We start from the raw sequence: 19,590 nt of genomic DNA on the forward strand, positions 1-19,590 counted from the left end.
CAGCAGAAGGGGACGCCCTGTGAAAACCCTGGCCTACCGCCGCTACGGTCCTCCTTGGGTCGTGGCGGTCGAAGACGCGCCCGACCCGACCCCGGCCGCGGGCGAGGCGCTGGTGCGCGTCCACGCCTCGGCCGTGACCACGGGGGACGCGCGGCTGCGGGCCTTCCGGGTTCCGCCGAGCTTCTGGCTGCCCGCCCGCGCCATGATCGGCTGGACCGCGCCGCGCCGCCGCGTGCTGGGCGGGGCGTTCTCCGGCGTGGTCGAGGCGACGGGCCCGGGCGCCTCGCGCTTTGGCGCCGGCGACGCCGTGTTCGGCTTCCACCTTTTCGATGCGCATGCCGAGCTGAAGGCCGCCCCGGAAACCCAGCTCCTCCCCCTGCCCGCGGGGCTCAGCCACGAACAGGCCGCCGCGCTTCCGTTCGGCGCCTGCACGGCGCTGCATTTCCTGCGCGCGGCCGGCATCGCGCCGGGGGCGCGCGTGGTCGTCGTCGGGGCCGCCGGGGCGGTGGGCGGCGCCGCGGTGCAGGTGGCGAAGGCGCTGGGGGCGGAGGTCTCCGCGGTCTGCTCGCAGGAGGCGGCGGAGCATGTCCGCGGGCTCGGCGCCGACCGGGTCTTCGACCGCAAGGCCGAGGATTACACCCGCGCCGGCCGGACCTGGGACATTCTGTTCGACGCCGTGGGGGGCGCGCGCCCGGCCGATGGGCGCCGCTGTCTCGCCTCCGGAGGGGCGCAGGTCAGCGTGGTGATCGGCGCGGCGGCGATCGGGGCGGCCCTGCGCGGCGCGGTCGGGCTGGGGCCGCGGACGGTCATCGGCGAGTCGCGGGAAACGCCGGAACTGCTGGCCGAGATCGCGGCGCTGCACGCCTCCGGCGCCCTGCGCCCGGTGATCGACGCGGTGTTCCCCTTCGCCGAGGCGGCGCAGGCCCATGCCCGCGTCGACTCCGGCCGCAAGCGCGGCGAGGTCATCCTGCGCCACCCCGCGGCGGAGGCCCCCGCTCAGGCCCCCGATCAGGCCCCCGCTCAGGCCCGGTGATAGGGCGTCCCGGCCAGGATGGCGGCGGCGCGATAGATCTGCTCGGCCGCCATCACCCGCACCAGCATGTGCGGCCAGACCATCGGCCCGAAGCCCAGCACCAGGTCGGCGCGGGCGCGCAGGTCCTTGTGGTGGCCGTCCGCGCCCCCGATCGCCAGCGCGCAGTCCCGCCGCCCCTCATCCCGCCAGCGCCCCAGCAGGGCGGCGAAATCGGGCGAGGACATCTGCCGCCCGCGCTCGTCCAGCGCGATCAGCGCGGCGCCGTCGGGGACCGCGCCCAGCACCAGGCCGGTCTCGGCCTCCGAGCCGCGGCCGCGCTTGTCCTCCACCTCCACCAGCCTTGCGGGGCCGAGGCCCAGCGGCTTCGCGGTCCGGTCGAAACGGGTCAGGTAGTCGGAGACCATCTCCGCCTCCGGCCCGCCGCGGGCGCGGCCGACGGCGATCAGCGACAGCTTCACGGGCGGGCTCCGTTCGGGCGACGAGGAGAGGGACAGACGAAACGGCGCGGCGGTCGCGCCGCCGCACAGCGCCCCGCCGGCCGAAATCCGGCCGGTCGGTCGCCCGTCGCGCGCAGGCCGGCTGTCACCGCCGCGGGGTCACGGCGGCGGTCCGGCCGGCGAGGTCAGGCGTAGGCGCGCGCGTCCGGCGCCTGGGGCGGGGTCGAGGCGGGCCGGGCGGCGGCGCGGCGCGAGGCCTCTTCCGCCGGCAGCCACATCTTCTCGAGCTGGTAGAACTCACGCACCTCGGGGCGGAACACGTGGACGATCACGTCGCCCGCGTCGATCAGCACCCAGTCGCCGGTCTCCTTGCCCTCGGCGCGCGCGAGCACATTCGCGTCGGCCTTGAGCTTTTCGACCAGCTTTTCCGAGATGGAAGCCACCTGTCGGGACGAGCGGCCGGAGGCGATCACCATGTAATCGGCGATTTCGGACTTTCCGCGCAGATCGGCCTGCACGACGTCCTCGGCCTTGTCGTCCTCGAGCGAGCCCAGGATCATGGCCAGCAGCGCTTCGCCGCCTACCATTTCCGTGTTCTCCGGCAGGGGAACGGCCCCTGCGCCAGCGAGATCGGTCAGATCGGTTTCCTCCGCAACGCGGTTGGGGTGAGGACCCGGCTTCCGGGTCCCGATGGGGGGTCAGCATACCGCAATGCAGGCAATCGCTCAATATACGCGCATCGGGCGCCTCATCCTGCGTCATCATGGTCGGTGGGGGAGGCGAAATCGCAGGCGGCGCAGGGGGTTCGTCTGCTCCGGGTCGGGGATGCGACCCGGCGCGGCGGCCCCGCGCCGCCGGTCGCCCGCCCCGCGCCGTCTGCGCGACGGGGGCGGCGGGCAGGGGGTGAGTCCCGACCTCCGGGCGCGCGCTATTCCTCCAGGTCGATGCGGGCGGTGACGTAGCCCAGCGGCCATTCCACCCGCAGCCGAACGGGCGACAGGCCCGCGGGCAGGGGGGCGAGCCAGAGCAGGCGGTCGTAGTCCTCCTCCGCCACCCGGCGCGGCCAGATCGAGCTGGCGACGCCCCCGCTCACGCCATTGCGGGCCCCGCCGTCGCGCAGGCCGCCGCGGCCGGAAAGGGGGCCGGGGGCGTCGTCCGCCTCCTCCGCCGGGAAGCCGCCGATGCGCTCGAACCGGATGCGGCAGCGATGGGCGGGGCCGGCATAGGTCCAGTCGCGGTCGCGCTCCAGCCGGTCGGGGCCCTCGTCGATCACGGTCATGTTCAGGCGCCGCACGCCGTCGAACATGCGGAACTCGGCGTCGCAGCCCTCGCCCGCCGCCACCTGGTCCAGCAGCGCCAGCGCCGCGCCGGAGGGGCTGACCACGTCGTCGAGCTCGCCCGCCGGGATCGGGGTCAGCGGGCGTTCGGGTGGCGGGCCGCTGTCCCGCACCTCGGGCGCCGCGCCCGGTCCGGCCCAGCGGACCGAGCGGGTGACGTCCTCGCCATCCATGTTGGAGGTCGCGTCGAAGCGGCGTTCGCCGTCGGGCAGGATCTCGCCGCGCTGGGTCAGGCGGAAATCCGAGAGCAGACCGGCGAGCCCCACCGGCTCGCCCTGCGCCTCCGCCACCCGGCGGCGGGCGTCGGGGGGGCCGTCCTCCCGGATGCGCATTTCGATCCGCGCCAGCGGGGCGGGCCCCCAGTCCAGGTGAAACACCATGCGCTGGTCGCGCGGGGGCGGGGCCGCCGGGGCGTCCTGCGCCAGTCCGGGCAGGGGGCCGAGCCACAGCGCCGCCAGCACCCCGCAGATCGTCCCGCGCAGGGCCGGCGTCGCGACAAGGCGGAGCGGGCGAGGGGGCAAGGGCGTCGGTCGGGACATCGTTCCGGGTCTCATGCGCAAGGAGGGCGGGCGCGGGGCCCCGCCGGACTCAGGCCCGCCGGACTCAAGAAAGCGCGGGGGCGGGGCCGCGAGGCAAGGGGCGTTCCCGCGGCGCACGGGATCGTGCGCGGGGTTTGAAGACGGAAGGCCCGCGCGCCCCGCCCAATGGCCGGTCGTTCGGTTGGTCGGCCGGGCCGGCCCGCGCCCCGTCCGCCCAGCCCCGTCCGCCCAACCCCGTCGGCCCAGCCCCGTCGGCCGAGTCCCGCCGGAGGCCCCGCCAGACGCGAAAAGGGCCGGGCGTTGGCGCGCCCGGCCCTTTCGTTTCCGTGTCGCCGCGCCCGCCTCAGCGGTTGCCGCGCACCAGCTTCTCGTACTGGGTGGCGATGTCGACCGCCATGGCGCCGACCTCGAAGTTGTAGTCGCCGATCTGGCCCACCGGGGTCACCTCGGCGGCCGTGCCGGTCAGCCAGCACTGCTCGAAGCTCTCCAGCTCATCGGGCATGATGTGACGCTCGATCACCTCGACCCCGTTCTTCTCCAGCAGCCCGACCACCGTCTGCCGGGTCAGGCCGTTGAGGAAGCAGTCCGGCGTCGGCGTATGCACCTTGCCGTCGCGGGTGAAGAAGATGTTCGCCCCGGTCGCCTCGGCCACATAGCCGCGATAGTCCATCATCAGCGCGTCCGAGCAGCCCCGGGCCTGCGCCTGGTGCTTGGCCTGGGTGCAGATCATGTAGAGCCCCGAGGCCTTGGCGTGGCAGGGGATCGTCTCCGGCGACGGGCGCTTCCACCTGGAGATGTCGAGCTTCGCGCCCTGGGTCTTGGCGTCGCCATAGTAGGCGCCCCATTCCCAGACCGCGATCGACATGTGCACCGGGTTCAGCGCCGCCGCGACGCCCATGTCCTCGCCCGAGCCGCGCCACATCAGGGCGCGCACATAGGCGTCGGTCAGCCCGTTGGCCTTCAGCGCCAGGTCCTTGGCCTCGTCGATCTCCTCCGCCGTCCAGCGCGAGGGGATGTCCAGCGCCGCGGCCGAGGCCAGCAGACGCTTGGAATGCTCGTGACCCTTGAAGATGACCCCGCCATAGGCGCGCTCGCCCTCGAACACGGCCGAGGCGTAGTGGAGCGCGTGGGTGAGTACGTGGACCTTGGCGTCGCGCCACGGCACCAGCGCGCCGTCCATCCAGATCAGCCCGTCGCGATCATCATAGGCCCCAGCCATCGGAGTCATCCATTTCTTCTTGTCGCCGCGCATGTCCCGCGCGGTTCCAGTTGCAGCCTGCCGCCCCGCGACATAACCGGCCCTAATCCGGTTTGTTTCGCGGTTGCGGCGCCCGGAGAAATAATATTTCGTCCGAAGCGGCCGCAGGGCTATCATTCCACGCTTGGCCAGTCAACAAGGCTGACATAAAATTCCGCCATGAGCAGATCGGACACAACAATGCGACCCGCCCCCGGCGCCAAACCCGCCGACCCCGGCGCCCGGACCTCGACCGAAAGCGTCCGCCCGTCGCGCCGCGCCGGGCTGACCCGCGGCGACCAGCTCCTGTTCCTCACCGACGCGCAGCTGCGCCAGGGGGTGGAGCTGATGTTCTTCGCCTATCGGGACATGATCTCGGACGCGGACAAGGTGCTGGAATCCCGCGGCTACGGCCGCGCCCATCACCGCTGCCTGCATTTCGTCTGGCGCCGCCCCGGCATGTCCGTCACCGACCTGCTGGAGACGCTGGCCGTCACCAAGCAGTCGCTCAACCGGGTTCTGCGGCAACTGGTGGAGGACGGGCTGATCCTGTCCGCGGTGGGCGCCGCCGACCGCCGCCAGCGCCTGCTGACCCTGACGCCGGAGGGCGAGACGCTTGTCCGCACCATCTCGGACGCGCAGAATGCCCGCATGCGCAGAGTGTTCATGGAGGCCGGGGCCGATGCCGTGCAGGGATTCAAGACCGTGCTGGCGGGCATGATCGACGAAGGCGGGCGCGAAGCGGTGCTGGCCCTGGTCAACGATCAGGGGCCGTCGTGACCGGGCCGATCATGACCGCCGACGCCACCGAGCCCGAGGCGCCCGCCGCCGTTTCGACGGATGCGGGCCCCGACGCGCATATCCTCGTGGTCGACGATGACGAACGCATCCGCACGCTGCTGAAACGCTACCTCACCCGCTCGGGCTTTTACGTCACCGCGGCGCGCGACGCCGCCCATGCCCGGCGGCTGCTGGCCGGACTGGAATTCGACCTGCTGGTGGTGGACGTGATGATGCCGGGGGAGGACGGGCTGTCCTTCACCCGCGACGTGCGGCCGACCCTTCCCTCGCCGATCCTGCTGCTCACCGCGCGGGGGGAGGCCGAGGACCGCATCGCCGGGCTCGAACACGGGGCGGACGACTATCTCGCCAAGCCGTTCGAACCGCGGGAGCTGCTTCTGCGCATCGGCGCCATCCTGCGCCGCACCCAGCCCCCCGCGCCGCGCCCCGAAGGCCCGCGCAGCCTGTCGCTGGGGGAGGTGCGTTACGACGTGACTCGGGGCGAATTGTGGCGAGGCGACGTCCCGATCCGCCTGACGTCGACCGAGGCCGCCCTGATGCGAATCTTCGCCCGCACCCCTCACGCGCCGGTGGATCGTCAGACCCTGCTGGCCGAAATGGATGACGCTCAGGAACGCGCCGTCGACGTCCAGGTCACGCGCCTGCGCCGCAAGATCGAGGCCGACCCGCGCGCCCCGCGCTATCTCCAGACGGTGCGCGGCTCGGGCTACATGCTGGCCCCGGACTGACGTCGGCCGGCGATCGTATCGCGTGTCGGATCAAGGGATTGCGTCGGGGAAAGGTGGTTCCTCTCCCCGACGCCCGACCCCAGTCGCACGGACGTCGGGGAGAGACCCGGCCCCGACCCGACGACACGCGTCTCCACGCGGAGACTTCCGTCCAGCCGAAGCGACCCGGAGCCGGGGCGCAAGCGCCGCTCGAAGCTCCGGACCGTCGCCGCCGCGCCCCTTCCGGCGGCGACCCGACGCCGAGAGATAACAGTAATTCGGGCGAGAATGGGGCGCGAAGCGGGAGATTGCCTACTCGGGCGGCGTTAACCTTTGATTCGCGACCGCGTGTCGCTCCGGTCCCGGAGCGAAACTCGACGAGTGGTCGCCGACGGGCCGACCTTCGCGTCAAATGGAGACAATCCCGAACCGTCGCGTCGCCGCCTTCCCAGCGCGCCGCGCGGGCGTGAACCTGATTCGAATCACCCGCGAACGCCGACCCGCCCCCCCGCCTGATACGCCGCCTATCCCCGCGCCTCGTCCCGTTCCGCGCCGCCGGGGCGCCTGGGTCCGCGACCCCTGCGATATGCCGTCTCCCTCGATTTTTCGCTGGCGCAGCGAATCGCTTTGCGCCACCATATCTCGTAGTGGGGGTGACCAGCGCCCCCACCACAACGCATCCTCTCAGCCCCTTGCGGGGCATCTCCGCCAGGGGCTCCACAATTCGGAGGAGCACGAGGCATGGACGCGCTCGAGCACGATCTTTCCACGGAAGACCTGCATCCGATCGACCTGGTCGAAACCCTGGCGGAACGCCGGGACTGGGACTTCGACCGGGTGGCCGACGACCAGATCGCCATGGCCGTAGAGGGCAATTGGCGAACCTACTCGCTGTCGCTGGCCTGGTCGGCCCATGACGACATGCTGCGGCTTGTCTCGACCTTCGACATGGACCCGCCCGAGGCGCGTCTGCCGGAGCTCTACAAGATCCTCGACAAGGCCAATGACCAGCTCTGGGGCGGGGCGTTCTCGCTTTGGGGCGAACACAAGCTGATGGTCTACCGCTACGGACTGGTCATGGCCGGCGGCGGCTGCGCCACGGCCGGCCAGGTGGAGGCGATGATGCGCCAGGCCATCGACGCGTCGGAACGGTTCTACCCGGCCTTCCAGCTGGTGTGCTGGGGCGACAGCCCCGCGGAGGAGGCTCTGGAAATCGCCATCACCGGGGCCTACGGTCGCGCCTGACCGGCCCCCGTCCCCAAGCCGCCCGGGCGAGGGCCCGACATCCCCGGCCGGGCGGCGAGGGAACGACCTATGACCGACGACCTCTCCCGCCGCCTGCCCGACGGGCTCGTGCTTCTGGGCTGCGGCAAGATGGGGGGCGCCATGCTGGAGGGCTGGCTGGCCGGCGGGCTCTCCCCCTCCGCCGTCACCGTCATCGACCCCAACCCCTCCGACCGCCTCAAGGACCTGGAAGGGCAGGGGCTGAAGCTGAATCCCGACGCGATCCCCGCCGCCTCCGTCTGCCTGCTGGCCGTGAAGCCGCAGATGATGGCCGAGGCCGCGCCGCAGGTCGCCGCGCTGGCCGCGGGGGGGACGCTCTATCTCTCCGTCGCCGCCGGCACGCCGATCCGCACCTTCGAGACGATGTTCGGCGCCGTGCCCATCATCCGCGCCATGCCCAACACTCCCGCCGCCGTGGGTAGGGGCATCACCGCGCTCTTCGGCAACGCCCATTCCACCGACGCGCAGATGGAGACCGCCGAGATCCTGCTCTCCGCCGTCGGCCAGACCGTGCGGCTGGAGGCGGAGGCCCAGATCGATGCCGTCACCGGCGTCTCCGGCTCCGGCCCCGCCTATGTGTTCCACATGATCGAGGCGATGGCCGCCGCCGGCGTCGCCCAGGGCCTGTCCGAGGATCTGGCCATGCAGCTCGCCCGCGCCACGGTCTGCGGCGCCGGCGAGCTCGCTTACCAGTCGCCGGAAAGCGCCGCGCAGCTGCGCATCAACGTCACCTCGCCCAACGGCACCACCGCCGCGGCGCTGGCGGTGCTGATGAAGGAGGGCGAGGGCCTGACCGAGCTGATGACCCGCGGCATCGCCGCCTCCGCCGACCGCTCCCGCGAGCTGGCCGGCTGAGCCCCGCCCTTGCGCCCCCGCCCCGCCCCGCCGATATGGCGTGAGGGGGCGGGGCCAGGGAGCGGAGCATGAGCGAGCACGATCCTGCTGACGTTGGGCCTGCTGACCTTGGGCTGGCTGGCCTTGGGGCCGAGCCCGCTCCGGAACGATCGCCGGAGGAGGAAGCCGCCCTGCGCGCGGCGATCGAATCCGCCGCCCGCGCCTATTTCGACAGCCGTCGCGCGCGGGTCGACGATTTCATCGCCCGCAGCTTTCATTTCCGCGGGTCGCTGCGCCTGCATCGCGCCGCGCTGGGCTGGGACATCGCCCGCGCGCCGGCCAATATCGCGCTCGCTCCCGTCCATCTGCTGACCCGCCTCGGCGCCGGCGCCGCCGGACGGCTGGGGGCCGGCCGGGCCGCGACCTGGCTGGGGACGCGCAATCTCGTGCTGCGCACCGATGTCGCCCGCGCCGTCGAACGCGCCGTCATCGCCGACCTGCTGGAACTGCCCTGGGACGGCGACCGGGGCGCCGCCGCCCCCGCCCGCCGCGACGCGCTGGCCGAGGCGATCCTCGACGATCCCGGCGTGCGCGCCGCGCTGCCCGCGCTGGCCCATCCCCCGACCCGGCGCGGCGACGATCTCGCCGAATATCTCGGGACCCGCGCCGCGGTGGCGGAGATGACCGCCGCCCTCACCACGCTCGGCGCCGGGGCCGCCGCCTTCTCCAAGGTCACGCCCGGCGCGGTGTCGCTCGGCCCCGCGCTCGCCGCCGCGCTGGCCCATAACGCCGCCGTCGCCGCCTTCCCGCTGGGGGGCGCCGCCGGCTCGCTGTGGTACGCGGCCTTCCCCGCCGCGGCCTCCCCGGCGCTGGTCGGCGCCTCCACCGCCGCGCTGGCCGGGGCGGGCGCCCTGCTCGCCGCCTTCGCGGGCGTGATCGCCGACCCGGTGCAGTCCCGGCTGGGCATCCACCGCCGCCGTCTGCTCCGGCTCATCGACGCGATGGAGACCGAATTCCTCGCCGAATCGGGGCCCGGTTTTGCAGCGCGGGAGCATTATCTGGCCCGTCTCTTCGATCTTTCCGACGCCGCCGCCGCCGCCATTCGCCTCGCAAGAGGTTGAAATTGCGGGAATCCCTCCCGGTCTGATTTATTGTGCGCTGCACAAAACACTTGACGCGCGTGCTGCGATGCACCATATCTCCCTCATGCAAAGGGGCGCGGAGGAACAGCGCCCGACCGCGCAGGAAACACCGCAAGGAGCGACCCCGATGTTCGACAAGTTTTATGGCTTCGACGCCGACAAGATGTCCGAGATGTTCAAGACCGCCGACTTCTCCAAGTTCTTCGAGACCGCGAAGATGCCCGCCTTCGACATGAAGGCCGTGGCCGACGCGCAGAAGAAGAACATGGAAGCCCTCGTGGAGGCCAACAAGGCCGCCGCCGCCGGCTACCAGGAGATCTTCAAGCGCCAGGTCGCGATGTTCGAAGAGAACGTCGCCGCCGTTCAGGCCCAGTTCTCGGACCTGAAGATGGAGCAGCCGACCCCTGAGACCTTCAAGGCCCAGGTCGAGCAGATGAAGGCCGGCTACGAGAAGTCGCTCGCCTCCCTGACCGAGCTGACCGACACCGCCAAGAAGGCCAACACCGAGGCGTTCGAGATCCTGAAGGCGCGTATCGAGGCCTCGATCGAAGAGCTGAACGCCCTGGCCGCCAAGGCCGAGTGATCCGGCGGGCGGGGGTCCCTTGGACCCTCGCCGCTGCTGGAAAGCCGGACGGGGCGGCGCGTCCTCCCACATCGCCCCTCGTCCGACCTGGCCGCCCGCGTCCTCCCTCGCGGGCGGCCGCTTCATGTCCGGGGCCGGCCTTCCGGCCCGGACTTGCCCGACCCGGCCCGCGCCCGGCATAACGGCCCCCCGCATACCGAACAGGGGGAGCAACCCATGGCCGACGCCGCGCCCGCGCCCGAGATCACCTTCGACGACTTCCTAAAGGTGGACATCCGCGTCGGCCGCGTCACCCGCGCCGAGCCCTTCCCCGAGGCCCGCAAGCCCGCCATCAAGCTGTGGGTGGATTTCGGCCCCGAGATCGGCGAGCGCAGATCCTCCGCCCAGATCACCGCCCATTACACGCCCGAGACGCTGATCGGCCGGCAGGTCATGGGCGTGGTGAACTTCCCCCCCCGCCAGATCGGCCCGGTGCGGTCCGAGGTCCTGATCCTCGGCGCCTATGACGACAGCGGCGTGGTCCTGATCGCCCCCGACCACGAGGTCCCGCTCGGCTCCCGCATGATGTGAGGCCGGCCAACAAGGTAGGGCGGGTGCGAACCCGCCGCGCGTCCCGTCCTGCCAACCCGGTAGGGCGGGTGCGAACCCGCCGCCTCCCTACGGCCGCCCCCCCGCGCCCCCCTCCGCGCCCCTCAATCCTCGCCCAGATAGGCCCGCCGCACCTCCGGGTCGGCCCGGATCTCGGCCACGGGGCCGGAGGCGATCACCCGCCCCGCGACCAGCACCGACACCCGGTCCGCCAGCCGGAACACCGCGTCCATGTCGTGTTCGACCAGCAGGATCGGGGCCTCGGCCTTCAGCGTCTCCAACAGGTCCGCCAACGCGCCCGAACCTTCGGCCCCCAGCCCCGCCATCGGCTCGTCAAGCAGCAGCGCCTTCGGCCCCAGCGCCAGCGCGCAGGCGACCTCGACCAGCCGCCGCTCGCCATGGGACAGCTCGGCCGTGGGCACGTTCCCGCGCCCCGCCAGCCCGACCCGCGCCAGCGCCGCCTCCGCCGCCGCGACCAGCGCCCGGTCCCGCCGCACCTGTCGCCAGAAGCGGAAGGACGACCCCTCCCGCGCCTGCGCCGCCAGCATCACGTTGCGCCGCGCCGACAGCGGCGCCGCCAGCGACGACACCTGAAAGCTTCGCCCCAGCCCCAGCCGCGCCCGCTCCGCCACGCCGAGCCCGGTCACGTCGCGCCCCGCCAGCCGCACGCGGCCCGCATCCGGCGCGATCCAGCCCGCGATCTGCCCGATCAGCGTGGACTTTCCCGCCCCGTTCGGCCCGATCAGCGCGTGGATCTCCCCCGCCCGCAGATCCAGGCTCACGTCGTCGGTGGCGGTCAGCCCGCCGAACGCCTTCCGCAGCCCCTCCACGGCCAGCGCGGGCTCAGTCATGCCGCGCCCTCCCGGCCAGCGCGCCCATGATCCCGCCGCGCGCGAACAGCACCACGCCCAGCAGCGCGAGCCCGAGGATCAGCGGCCAGCGCTCGGTCGCGCCGCCCACGAAGGTCTCCAGCAACACATAGGCCGCGGCCCCGGCCACCGGCCCGACCAGCCGACCGACCCCGCCCAGGATCACGAACACGATCAGCTCTCCCGACAGGTGCCAGGACAGCATGGTCGGGCTCACGAAGCCGTTGAGATCCGCGTAAAGCGCTCCCGCCCAGCCAGTGATCACCGCCGAGATCACGAAGCCCGTCAGCCGCACCGGGAACGGGTCGATCCCCGCCGTGGCCAGCCGCACCGGGTTCAGCCGCGCCATGGTCAGCGCCGCCCCGAAGCGCGAGCCCAGCAGCCGCCCCGACACCGCCAGCGCGACCAGCAGAGCCCCGAAGGCGATCCCGAAAAAGCTCAGCGCATCATAGGTGTCGAGGCCGGGAAACCCGTTCCTCACGTAGATCGACAGCCCGTCCTCGCCCCCATAGGCGGGCCAGGAGATGGCGAACCAGTAGATCATCTGCGCGAAGGCCAGCGTGATCATGATGAAATAGACGCCCGAGGTCCGCAGGCTCAGCGCCCCGATCGCCGCCGCGGCCAGCCCGCAGACCAGCGCCGCCACGCCCCATATGGGCGGCATCCGGTCCGTGCCCTCGACCTCGAACGGCCAGGTCAGGATCGGCTCGTAATTCCCCGCATGCCAGGCGATGATCCCGCAGGCGTAGCCGCCCAGCCCGAAGAACGCCGCGTGCCCGAAGCTGACCATGCCGCCGAATCCCAGCGCCAGGTTCAGCCCGACCCCCGCCAGCCCCAGGATCGCCACCCGCGAGGCGAGGTTCACGTAGAACGGCTCGCCCGCCGCGTCGGCCCACAGCGCCGCGCCCGCCAGCGCCGCCAGCAGGACCACGCTCGCCACCATCTCGCGCGTTTTATCCATGGGCGGGGAACAGGCCCTGCGGCCGCCAGACCAGCACGCCCGCCATCAGCACGTAGATCAGCATCGAGGCCAGCGCCGCGCCCACGCCCGAGGCCTCCGATGGCGGCATGAAATTCGAGAACCCCATGGGCAGCAGCACCCGCCCCATCGTGTCCACCACGCCCACCAGCAGCGCTCCCACGAAGGCCCCCTTCACCGATCCGATCCCCCCGATCACGATCACCACGAAGGCGAGGATCAGCACGGGCTCCCCCATCCCCACCTGCACCGATTGCAGCGCGCCGACCATGGCGCCCGCGAACCCCGCCAGCCCCGCGCCCAGCGCGAAGACCAGCGTGTAGAGCGTGCGGATGTCGACGCCGAGCGCCCCGATCATCTCGCGGTCGCTCTCCCCCGCCCGAATGCGCATCCCCAGCCGCGTGCGCGAGATCAGCGCCCAGAGCAGCAGCGCCGCCCCGATCCCCGCCCCGATGATCGCCAGCCGGTAGATCGGATAGGCCGCGCCGCCCGGCAGGCTCACCGCCCCCGACAGCGCCGCCGGCGCGTCCAGCCACAGCGGCTGCGGCCCGAAGATCCACCGCGCGCCTTCCGAAAACACCAGGATCAGCGCGAAGGTCGCCAGCACCTGGTCCAGGTGGTCGCGATCGTAAAGCCGCCGCAGCACCAGCATCTCGACCACCGCGCCGGCCGCCGCCGCCGCCAGCGCCCCTGCGCCCAGACCCAGCCAGAACGAGCCCGTCGTCCCCGCCACCCAGGCGCAGACGAAGGCGCCCGTCATGAACAGCGAGCCATGGGCGAGGTTGATCAGCCCCATCACCCCGAACACCAGCGTCAGCCCCGCCGCCGTCAGGAACAGCATGACGCCGAGCTGCACGCCGTTGAGAATCTGCTCCACCAGCAGCGCCAGCGTCATCCGCGCCCCGTCACATGCTTGTCAGTTGAAAATCGCGCGCCGCGGGGTCGGCCCGCGGCCCCTTCGCCCGCCTGGGGGGAAGGGCGGGGACGGGCGTCGACGCCCGTCCCCCTCGGCTCACATCTTGCAGTCGGCGGCGTAGGCGTCCTGGTGATCCTTCAGCGCCACGCCGACCAGCTTGTTGGTCGGCTTGCCGTCCGGGCCGGCCACGACCTCACGCACGTAGATGTCCTGGATCGGGTGGTGGTTCGGCCCGAACCTGAACGCGCCGCGGATCGACTCGAACTCCGCCGCCGCCAGCGCCGCGCGGAACCCGTCCGGGTCCGTCGCCGGGTCGGCCTTGTCCAGCGCCGCCAGGATCAGCTTGGCGGTGTCGTAGCCCTGACCCGCATAGATCGTCGGCACGCGCCCGTATTTCTCCTTGAACGCCGCCACGAAGGCCTTGGAGGCCGGCACGTCCAGGTCATGCGTCCACTCGGCCGAGTTCTTCACCCCGATCGCCGCGTCGCCCACCGCGCCGAGAATGATCTCGTCGAAGGAGAAGGCCGGCCCGTAGACCGGGATGTCCACCGCCGCGGCCGTGTACTGCTTCATGAAGGCGATGCCCATGCCGCCGGGCAGGAAGAAGAACACCGAATCCGCGCCCGAGGCCCGGATCTGCGCGATCTCCGCCGCGTAGTCGGTCTGGCCCAGCTTGGTGTAGGTCTCGCCGGCCACGTCGCCCTCGAACATGCGCTTGAAGCCGGTCAGGCTGTCCTTGCCGGCCGGGTAGTTGGGCGCGAGGATGAAGGGCGCGGTCAGCCCCTCGGCCTTCATGTAGGCGCCCATCGCCTCGTGCAGGTTGTCGTTCTGGTAGGCGACGTTGAAATAGTTCTCGTGGCAGCCCTTGCCCGCCAGCGCCGACGGCCCGGCGTTCGGCGACACGTAGAACACCCCCTGCCGCACCGCGCCCGGCACCACCGCCATGGCGAGGTTCGAGAAGATGATGCCGGTCATCACCTGCACCTTGTCCTTCTGGATCAGCTCGTCGGCCAGGCTCTTGGCCACGTCCGGCTTGCGGGCGTCGTCCTTCTCGATGACCGTCACGTCGTCGCGCCCGGCCTGCTCGACGGCCAGCATGAAGGCGTCGCGGGTGTCGATCCCCAGATGCGAGCCGCCCCCCGACAGCGTGGTGATCAGGCCGATTTTCGTTTCCGCGATGGCCGGCGCGGCGGCGATGACGGCCGCGACGGCGGCTGCGACGAGCGTTTTCATGAGGTGCGGCTCCCTGCTGCGATTGTTCATGGGAGATGACACCAAAAATCCGGGCGGGGAAAGCCGCGGGGCGGCGTCGTCGGGCCTTTGCCGCCGCGTAATCCCGACTCTTTCGCACGGCATACGGGCGGCGCACGCCCGGCGCACGCATGTCACCCCCCCTTTTTCGGGGGTCAGCCCCGCGGATGGGCGGCGGCATGCACCGCGATCAGCCGCGCCTCGTCCAGCCCCGCATAGACCTGCGTGGTGGACAGGGAGGCATGGCCCAGCAGCTCCTGGATCGCCCGCAGATCGCCCCCCGCCGCCAGCAGATGCGTGGCGAAGGAGTGCCGGAGCGCATGCGGCGTGGCCGAGGCCGGCAGCCCCAGCCGCGCCCGCGCCGAGGCCATTCTCAGTTGCAGAAGCCGGGGCGAAAGCGGCCCGCCCCGCGCCCCGCGGAACAGCGCGTCATGGGGCTCAAGTCCATAGGGACACAGGGATAAATAGGTTTCCACGGCCTCCCGCGCCACGGGCAGGACCGGAACCAGCCGCTCCTTCCCGCCCTTGCCGAGAATGCGCAGGACCTCCGCCAGGGGCGCGTCCCGCCGCTTCAGCGACAGCGCCTCGGAGATCCGCAGGCCCGAGCCGTAAAGCAGCGTCAGCGCCGCCGCATCCCGCGCCGCGATCCAGTCGGGCGCATCCGCGGCCTCGGCCTCTCCGATCACCGCGCGGGCCTCTTCCTCGGTGATCGGGCGGGGCAGGCGAGCCGGGGCGCGGGGGCCGCGGGCGGCGAAAATGGCTGTGTTCTCAATGCCTTCCGACTCGGCCAGCCATTTGAAGAAACTCCGCACGGCCGACAGTTCGCGCTTCAGCGACCGGGCCGAAAGCCCCCGCCCCCGCTCCCCCGCCATCCAGGCGCGCAGGTCGGAATGCGCGGTCTCGCCCAGGCTGCGCGGGGTCAGCTCGCCCCCATGATGGCGCGTGAGGAACCCGAGAAATCCGGCCACATCGCGGCGATAGGCCTCCAGCGTCGCCGCCGCCGCGCCCTCGGCCGCCGACAGATGCGCCAGCCAGCGGCCCATCAGCGCCAGCGCCGCCGGAGCGGCGGCCTCGGCGCCCTCATCCGGGGCGCGCGGAGGCGTCAGACCGGCAGCCACCGCCGCACGGCATGGGCCACGACGCCGCCGAAGAATTCCAGCAGATCGCCGGCCTGGTCGGGCCCGAAACGGTCGGGGTCCAGCGAACCGAACGCGATCAGCCCCGGCGGCCGCCCGGCCCCGAATTCCAGCCGCACCAGCGCCTCGGAGCCGATGCGCTCCCCTTCCGCGCCGAACACTTCGCCCGCTTCCGGCCCGGCGGCGCGCAGCACCACCGCGCGCTCCGGCCCGTCCTCCTCGGCGCCCTGGCCGAGATGGCGGAACATGTAGCTGGCCACGCCCCCATGCAGCAGCCGAACGAAGGGGGCGGGCGGGGCCGGCTGGTCGGGGCTTTCCTCGCCCTCCACCGCGATGCGCAGGGACTCGACGCCCAGGATCGCGGGGACATGGCGGCCGAGCGCCTCGCACAGATGCCCGAAATCCTCGGGCTCCAGCACCGCCAGCGCGGCGCGGTGCATCATCACCGTCACCGCCTGGTTGTCATAGGCCGCCGAGACGACCGAGCGGTGCGTCTCCTCCAGCTGTCCCAGCCGGTTCTCCAGCCGATCCACCAGCGCGCCGCGCAGGTCGACGATGTTGCGCGCCCCCTCCGGCGCCCTCTGGCCCTGGGCCTGGAGCAGCGCCCGCGCCACCTCGGCGTCGTCGAGCACCGCCTCGGGGCAGGCGAGAATGGCGGCCCGCAGCGCCTCGGGGGTCGCGAACGGGGCGTCCGCGGCGTCGGCGGGGTCGGCCGGGCTGGGGGCGGTCGTCATGCGATCCTCCTTGGCGCTGCGCGCGGTCTGGGGGCGGTCAGGGGGCCGTCAGGGGGCGGGGCTCAGGCGCTCAGAACGCCTGGCCGGTCTTGGCCCAGTCCGCCATGAAGGCGGCGAGCCCGGCATCGGTCAGCGGGTGCTTGGACAGCAGCTTCATCACCGAGGGCGGCATGGTCGCCACATCCGCGCCGATCTTGGCCGCGTCGCGGATATGGTTCACGGTGCGGATCGAGGCGGCGAGGATCTCGGTCTCGTAGCCGTAATTGTCGTAGATCTGGCGGATGTCGGCGATCAGCTCCATCCCGTCGAGCCCGATATCGTCCAGCCGGCCGATGAAGGGGGAGATGAAGGTCGCCCCCGCCTTGGCCGCCAGCAGCGCCTGGGACGCGGTGAAACACAGGGTGACATTGACCATGTGCCCGTCATCGGACAGAGCCTTGCAGGCGCGCAGCCCATCCCAGGTGAGAGGCACCTTGACCGCGATGTTGTCGGCGATCTTCACCAGCTTCTTGCCCTGGACGATCATCTCGTCGGCCTCGGTCGCGGTGACCTCGGCGGAGACCGGGCCCTCGACGATGTCGCAGATCTCCTTGGTGACCTCGATGATGTCGCGGCCCGACTTGGCGATGAGCGACGGATTGGTGGTCACGCCGTCCACGAGGCCGGTGGCGGCGAGCTCGCGGATGTCGGCCGTTTCGGCCGTGTCGACGAAGAATTTCATGGCGTTGCGTCCGATCCCTGGTGGGTTTTGCGCGGAAATGGGCGGCGCGAGGCGCCGGGCCCGGATCGGTCGCGACCATAGCCCAAGGCGGGCGCCGCCGCCATGGCGCCTGGTTGCGGCGCGCGCGGTCGGCGGGGACGGCGTTGCATGACGGACTCAGGTCTTTTCGGCTGGATGGACGGGGAGGACGGGTCCGAACCCGGCCCCGACGGCCGTTTCCCCCCCGGCGCGCCGGTCGCGGTGCTGGTGCCCGCGCCGCTGGACCGGACGCTGGACTATCTCGCCCCGCCCGAGGGCTGCGGACCCGGCGACTGGGTGGAGGTCGCGCTCGGCCCCCGCCCGATGATGGGGATATGCTGGGGGCCGGGCTCGGGCGACTACCCGGTGGCCAAGCTTCGCCCCGCGATCCGCCGGCTGGACCTGCCGCCGCTGGGCGCGCCGACCCGCGCCTTCCTGGAGAAAGCCGCCGACTACACCCTGACCGAGTTCGGCATGATGGCCCGCCTCGCCTCCCGCGCGCCGGGGCTGCGCGCGCCCCCCGGAACCCGCAAGGTGCTTCGGCGCGGGACCGGGGAGCCGCCGAAGATGACCCCCGCCCGCGCTCGGGTGCTGGACGTGCTCGACGCCCATGGCGGCCTGCCCTTCGGCCCCACCGAACTGGCGCGGGAGGCCGGGGTCACGGCCTCGGTGCTCAAGGGGCTGGAGGCCTCGGGCGCCATCGTGGCGGAGGTCGAGCCCCGCGACGCGCCCTATGCCCGCCTGAACCCCCATCATCCCGGCGCCGCCCTGTCGGAGGGGCAGGCGGCGGCGGCGGAGGCCCTGCGCGCCTCGGTCGCCTCGGGCGCCTATTCGACGACCCTGCTGCGCGGCGTCACCGGCTCGGGCAAGACCGAGGTCTATCTTGAGGCGGTCGCCGAATGCCTCGCGCAGGGGCGTCAGGCATTGGTGCTGCTGCCCGAGATCGCGCTGACCGCCGCCTTCCTCGCCCGCTTCGCCGACCGTTTCGGGGCGCCGCCCGCCGAATGGCACTCGGCCGTGACCGAGGGCGAACGGCGGCGCTGCTGGCGCGCCGCGGCGTCCGGCGAGGCGCAGGTGGTGGTCGGCGCCCGCTCCGCCCTGTTCCTGCCCTTCGCCGATCTCGGCCTGGTGGTGGTGGATGAGGAGCATGACGGCGCCTACAAGCAGGAGGACGGCGCGCTCTACCACGCCCGCGACATGGCGGTGCTGCGCGCCAGCCTGAACCGGGGGACGGTGGTGCTGGCCTCCGCCACCCCGTCGCTGGAGACCTGGGCCAATGCCGAGGCCGGGAAATACGCCCGGCTCGACCTGCCCGAGCGGTTCGGCGTCGCCGTGCTGCCGGAAATCCGGGCCATCGACATGCGGGTCCATGCGCCCCCGACCGGGCATTGGATCTCCGACCCGCTGGCGCAGGCGGTGGCGGCGCGGCTGGCGCGCGGGGAGCAGGCGCTGTTGTTCCTCAACCGCCGCGGCTACGCGCCCCTGACGCTGTGCCGGGCCTGCGGGGACCCGGTGTCCTGCCCGCATTGCGACGCCTGGCTGGTGGAACATCGCTGGCGCGACCGGCTGGTCTGCCACCAATGCGGGTTCGAAAGCGCGGTGCCCAAGGCCTGCCCGTCCTGCAAGCGGGAGGACAAGCTGGCCCTGATCGGCCCGGGGGTGGAGCGGCTGGCCGAGGAGGCCGCGGCGCGGTTCCCGCAGGCCCGCGTGGCGATCCTGAGTTCCGACATGATGGAGAGCGCGGCCGACCTGAAGGCCCGCGTCGCCGCGGTGGCGGCGGGGGAGGCGGATCTGGTGATCGGCACGCAGCTGGTGGCCAAGGGGCACAATTTCCCGCTGCTGACGCTGGTCGGCGTGGTGGACGCGGATCTGGGCCTGCGCGGCGGCGACCTGCGGGCGGGGGAGCGGACGTTTCAGCTGATGCGCCAGGTCTCGGGCCGCGCCGGCCGGGCGGACCTGCCCGGCGAGGCGCTGTTGCAGACCTACGCCCCCGAGCATCCCGCGATCGAGGCCATTCTCTCGGGTGAGGAGGAGACCTTCCTGCGCGAGGAGGCGGAACGTCGGCGGGAGGCCGGGGCGCCGCCCTATGGCCGCTACGCCGCGGTGATCGTGTCAGGGACGGACGAGGGGCGCGTCTGGCGCACCGCCGAGGCCCTGTCGCGGGAGGCGGCCTTGCTGACCCCCGCAGGGGCGGAGCTGCTGGGCCCGGCGCCGGCGCCGATCTACCGGATCCGCGGGCGTTTCCGGGTGCGGCTGCTGGCCAAGGCGCCGCGCGGCCCGGCCCTGCAACCGGCGCTGCGGACCTGGCGCGCTTCGGTGAAGCCCGAGGCCGGGGTCATGGTGCGCATCGACATGGATCCGCAGAGCTTTCTTTGAGGCGCCCCAAGGGGTGGGGACGGGGGAGGCGGGTTCGCACCCGTCCAGCATTCCGCGACCGGCCGGGT

Annotated in this window: 20 protein-coding genes; 9 read left to right on the top strand and 11 right to left on the bottom strand. The window is 72.4% G+C overall.

Features of this window, described 5'->3' with window-relative positions:
* The first annotated feature begins 19 nt into the window (after positions 1-19).
* A complete protein-coding gene (locus BLV24_RS11660) occupies positions 20-1,033 on the top strand; it encodes an NAD(P)-dependent alcohol dehydrogenase (RefSeq protein WP_092681849.1) in 1,014 nt (337 codons plus the stop codon).
* Here the strand turns inward: BLV24_RS11660 and rlmH are convergent.
* The 4 genes from rlmH to BLV24_RS11680 all read right to left on the bottom strand — a co-directional run bounded on the left by rlmH (position 1,021) and on the right by BLV24_RS11680 (position 4,565).
* On the bottom strand, positions 1,021-1,491 hold the full coding sequence (rlmH, locus tag BLV24_RS11665) for a 23S rRNA (pseudouridine(1915)-N(3))-methyltransferase RlmH (protein WP_092681851.1): 471 nt from the start codon (positions 1,489-1,491) through the stop codon (positions 1,021-1,023). The genes BLV24_RS11660 and rlmH overlap by 13 nt on opposite strands.
* 164 nt (positions 1,492-1,655) lie before the next feature.
* Positions 1,656-2,057, bottom strand: a complete 402-nt coding sequence (rsfS, locus tag BLV24_RS11670) for a ribosome silencing factor (protein WP_092681853.1) — start codon at positions 2,055-2,057, stop codon at positions 1,656-1,658.
* 341 nt (positions 2,058-2,398) lie between these two features.
* Positions 2,399-3,346, bottom strand: coding sequence for a DUF3108 domain-containing protein (locus BLV24_RS11675; protein ID WP_176954715.1), 948 nt, complete (start codon positions 3,344-3,346; stop codon positions 2,399-2,401).
* Positions 3,347-3,689: 343 nt separating this feature from the next.
* Positions 3,690-4,565, bottom strand: a complete 876-nt coding sequence (locus tag BLV24_RS11680; protein WP_092682089.1) for a branched-chain amino acid aminotransferase — start codon at positions 4,563-4,565, stop codon at positions 3,690-3,692.
* Positions 4,566-4,784: 219 nt separating this feature from the next.
* On the opposite strand from BLV24_RS11680, the gene BLV24_RS11685 reads away from it, so the two are divergent.
* From BLV24_RS11685 to BLV24_RS11715, 7 genes are all read left to right on the top strand, one after another.
* Positions 4,785-5,363 (top strand): MarR family winged helix-turn-helix transcriptional regulator, encoded by a 579-nt coding sequence (locus tag BLV24_RS11685; protein ID WP_092681857.1) that lies wholly within the window; start codon positions 4,785-4,787, stop codon positions 5,361-5,363.
* An 11-nt stretch (positions 5,364-5,374) separates the two neighbouring features.
* Complete coding sequence (locus tag BLV24_RS11690) at positions 5,375-6,112, top strand: response regulator (RefSeq protein ID WP_092682091.1); 738 nt, start codon at positions 5,375-5,377, stop codon at positions 6,110-6,112.
* Positions 6,113-6,832: 720 nt separating this feature from the next.
* Positions 6,833-7,336, top strand: a complete 504-nt coding sequence (locus tag BLV24_RS11695) for a type III secretion system chaperone family protein (RefSeq protein ID WP_092681859.1) — start codon at positions 6,833-6,835, stop codon at positions 7,334-7,336.
* A 69-nt stretch (positions 7,337-7,405) separates the two neighbouring features.
* The gene (gene proC, locus BLV24_RS11700; RefSeq protein ID WP_092681861.1) at positions 7,406-8,230 is read left to right on the top strand and encodes a pyrroline-5-carboxylate reductase; all 825 of its coding nucleotides are present in this window, start codon (positions 7,406-7,408) and stop codon (positions 8,228-8,230) included.
* Positions 8,231-8,298: 68 nt separating this feature from the next.
* Entirely contained in the window at positions 8,299-9,330 is a 1,032-nt protein-coding gene (locus BLV24_RS11705; RefSeq protein ID WP_245710524.1) for a DUF6635 family protein, read from the top strand.
* A 148-nt stretch (positions 9,331-9,478) separates the two neighbouring features.
* Positions 9,479-9,934 carry a phasin family protein gene (phaP, locus tag BLV24_RS11710; protein ID WP_176954716.1) on the top strand — a complete coding sequence of 152 codons (456 nt, stop codon included), beginning with the start codon at positions 9,479-9,481 and terminating at the stop codon, positions 9,932-9,934.
* A 216-nt stretch (positions 9,935-10,150) separates the two neighbouring features.
* Positions 10,151-10,504, top strand: coding sequence for a tRNA-binding protein (locus BLV24_RS11715; protein WP_092681865.1), 354 nt, complete (start codon positions 10,151-10,153; stop codon positions 10,502-10,504).
* Positions 10,505-10,626: 122 nt separating this feature from the next.
* Here BLV24_RS11715 and BLV24_RS11720 read toward each other — a convergent pair whose 3' ends face one another.
* The 7 genes from BLV24_RS11720 to fsa form a co-directional block, all read right to left on the bottom strand.
* Positions 10,627-11,373, bottom strand: coding sequence for an ABC transporter ATP-binding protein (locus BLV24_RS11720; protein WP_092681868.1), 747 nt, complete (start codon positions 11,371-11,373; stop codon positions 10,627-10,629).
* A complete protein-coding gene (locus tag BLV24_RS11725; RefSeq protein WP_092681870.1) occupies positions 11,366-12,352 on the bottom strand; it encodes a branched-chain amino acid ABC transporter permease in 987 nt (328 codons plus the stop codon). Before BLV24_RS11725 ends, BLV24_RS11720 begins: the two co-directional genes overlap by 8 nt.
* Entirely contained in the window at positions 12,345-13,265 is a 921-nt protein-coding gene (locus BLV24_RS11730; RefSeq protein ID WP_092681873.1) for a branched-chain amino acid ABC transporter permease, read from the bottom strand. The genes BLV24_RS11725 and BLV24_RS11730 overlap by 8 nt, the downstream gene beginning before the upstream one ends.
* A gap of 117 nt (positions 13,266-13,382) precedes the next feature.
* Positions 13,383-14,519 (bottom strand): ABC transporter substrate-binding protein, encoded by a 1,137-nt coding sequence (locus BLV24_RS11735; RefSeq protein ID WP_092681875.1) that lies wholly within the window; start codon positions 14,517-14,519, stop codon positions 13,383-13,385.
* A 173-nt stretch (positions 14,520-14,692) separates the two neighbouring features.
* Positions 14,693-15,580, bottom strand: coding sequence for a tyrosine recombinase XerC (locus BLV24_RS11740; RefSeq protein WP_092682095.1), 888 nt, complete (start codon positions 15,578-15,580; stop codon positions 14,693-14,695).
* A gap of 59 nt (positions 15,581-15,639) precedes the next feature.
* A complete protein-coding gene (locus BLV24_RS11745; protein WP_092681877.1) occupies positions 15,640-16,407 on the bottom strand; it encodes a DUF484 family protein in 768 nt (255 codons plus the stop codon).
* Positions 16,408-16,477: 70 nt separating this feature from the next.
* Positions 16,478-17,128: a fructose-6-phosphate aldolase gene (gene fsa, locus BLV24_RS11750; protein WP_092681879.1), complete on the bottom strand. Its 651-nt coding sequence runs from the start codon at positions 17,126-17,128 to the stop codon at positions 16,478-16,480.
* Positions 17,129-17,302: 174 nt separating this feature from the next.
* Between fsa and BLV24_RS11755 the strand changes: the two genes are divergently transcribed.
* Positions 17,303-19,522, top strand: a complete 2,220-nt coding sequence (locus tag BLV24_RS11755) for a primosomal protein N' (RefSeq protein WP_092682097.1) — start codon at positions 17,303-17,305, stop codon at positions 19,520-19,522.
* The last annotated feature ends 68 nt before the right edge of the window (positions 19,523-19,590 follow it).

The organism is Albimonas donghaensis (assembly GCF_900106695.1).
Classification (GTDB): Bacteria; Pseudomonadota; Alphaproteobacteria; order Rhodobacterales; family Rhodobacteraceae; genus Albimonas; species Albimonas donghaensis.

What these genes read in the sequence shown, in the direction of transcription:
- BLV24_RS11755 (WP_092682097.1), top strand. Translation starts at nt 17,303, where the DNA reads ATGGACGGGGAGGACGGGTCCGAACCCGGCCCCGACGGCCGTTTCCCC.
- BLV24_RS11705 (WP_245710524.1), top strand. Translation starts at nt 8,299, where the DNA reads ATGAGCGAGCACGATCCTGCTGACGTTGGGCCTGCTGACCTTGGGCTG.
- BLV24_RS11720 (WP_092681868.1), bottom strand. Translation starts at nt 11,373, where the DNA reads ATGACTGAGCCCGCGCTGGCCGTGGAGGGGCTGCGGAAGGCGTTCGGC.
- BLV24_RS11690 (WP_092682091.1), top strand. Translation starts at nt 5,375, where the DNA reads ATGACCGCCGACGCCACCGAGCCCGAGGCGCCCGCCGCCGTTTCGACG.
- fsa (WP_092681879.1), bottom strand. Translation starts at nt 17,128, where the DNA reads ATGAAATTCTTCGTCGACACGGCCGAAACGGCCGACATCCGCGAGCTC.
- BLV24_RS11730 (WP_092681873.1), bottom strand. Translation starts at nt 13,265, where the DNA reads ATGACGCTGGCGCTGCTGGTGGAGCAGATTCTCAACGGCGTGCAGCTC.
- BLV24_RS11695 (WP_092681859.1), top strand. Translation starts at nt 6,833, where the DNA reads ATGGACGCGCTCGAGCACGATCTTTCCACGGAAGACCTGCATCCGATC.
- BLV24_RS11685 (WP_092681857.1), top strand. Translation starts at nt 4,785, where the DNA reads ATGCGACCCGCCCCCGGCGCCAAACCCGCCGACCCCGGCGCCCGGACC.
- BLV24_RS11680 (WP_092682089.1), bottom strand. Translation starts at nt 4,565, where the DNA reads ATGGCTGGGGCCTATGATGATCGCGACGGGCTGATCTGGATGGACGGC.
- BLV24_RS11675 (WP_176954715.1), bottom strand. Translation starts at nt 3,346, where the DNA reads ATGTCCCGACCGACGCCCTTGCCCCCTCGCCCGCTCCGCCTTGTCGCG.
- proC (WP_092681861.1), top strand. Translation starts at nt 7,406, where the DNA reads ATGACCGACGACCTCTCCCGCCGCCTGCCCGACGGGCTCGTGCTTCTG.
- BLV24_RS11735 (WP_092681875.1), bottom strand. Translation starts at nt 14,519, where the DNA reads ATGAAAACGCTCGTCGCAGCCGCCGTCGCGGCCGTCATCGCCGCCGCG.
- rsfS (WP_092681853.1), bottom strand. Translation starts at nt 2,057, where the DNA reads ATGGTAGGCGGCGAAGCGCTGCTGGCCATGATCCTGGGCTCGCTCGAG.
- BLV24_RS11745 (WP_092681877.1), bottom strand. Translation starts at nt 16,407, where the DNA reads ATGACGACCGCCCCCAGCCCGGCCGACCCCGCCGACGCCGCGGACGCC.
- BLV24_RS11715 (WP_092681865.1), top strand. Translation starts at nt 10,151, where the DNA reads ATGGCCGACGCCGCGCCCGCGCCCGAGATCACCTTCGACGACTTCCTA.
- BLV24_RS11725 (WP_092681870.1), bottom strand. Translation starts at nt 12,352, where the DNA reads ATGGATAAAACGCGCGAGATGGTGGCGAGCGTGGTCCTGCTGGCGGCG.
- phaP (WP_176954716.1), top strand. Translation starts at nt 9,479, where the DNA reads ATGTTCGACAAGTTTTATGGCTTCGACGCCGACAAGATGTCCGAGATG.
- BLV24_RS11740 (WP_092682095.1), bottom strand. Translation starts at nt 15,580, where the DNA reads ATGGGCCGCTGGCTGGCGCATCTGTCGGCGGCCGAGGGCGCGGCGGCG.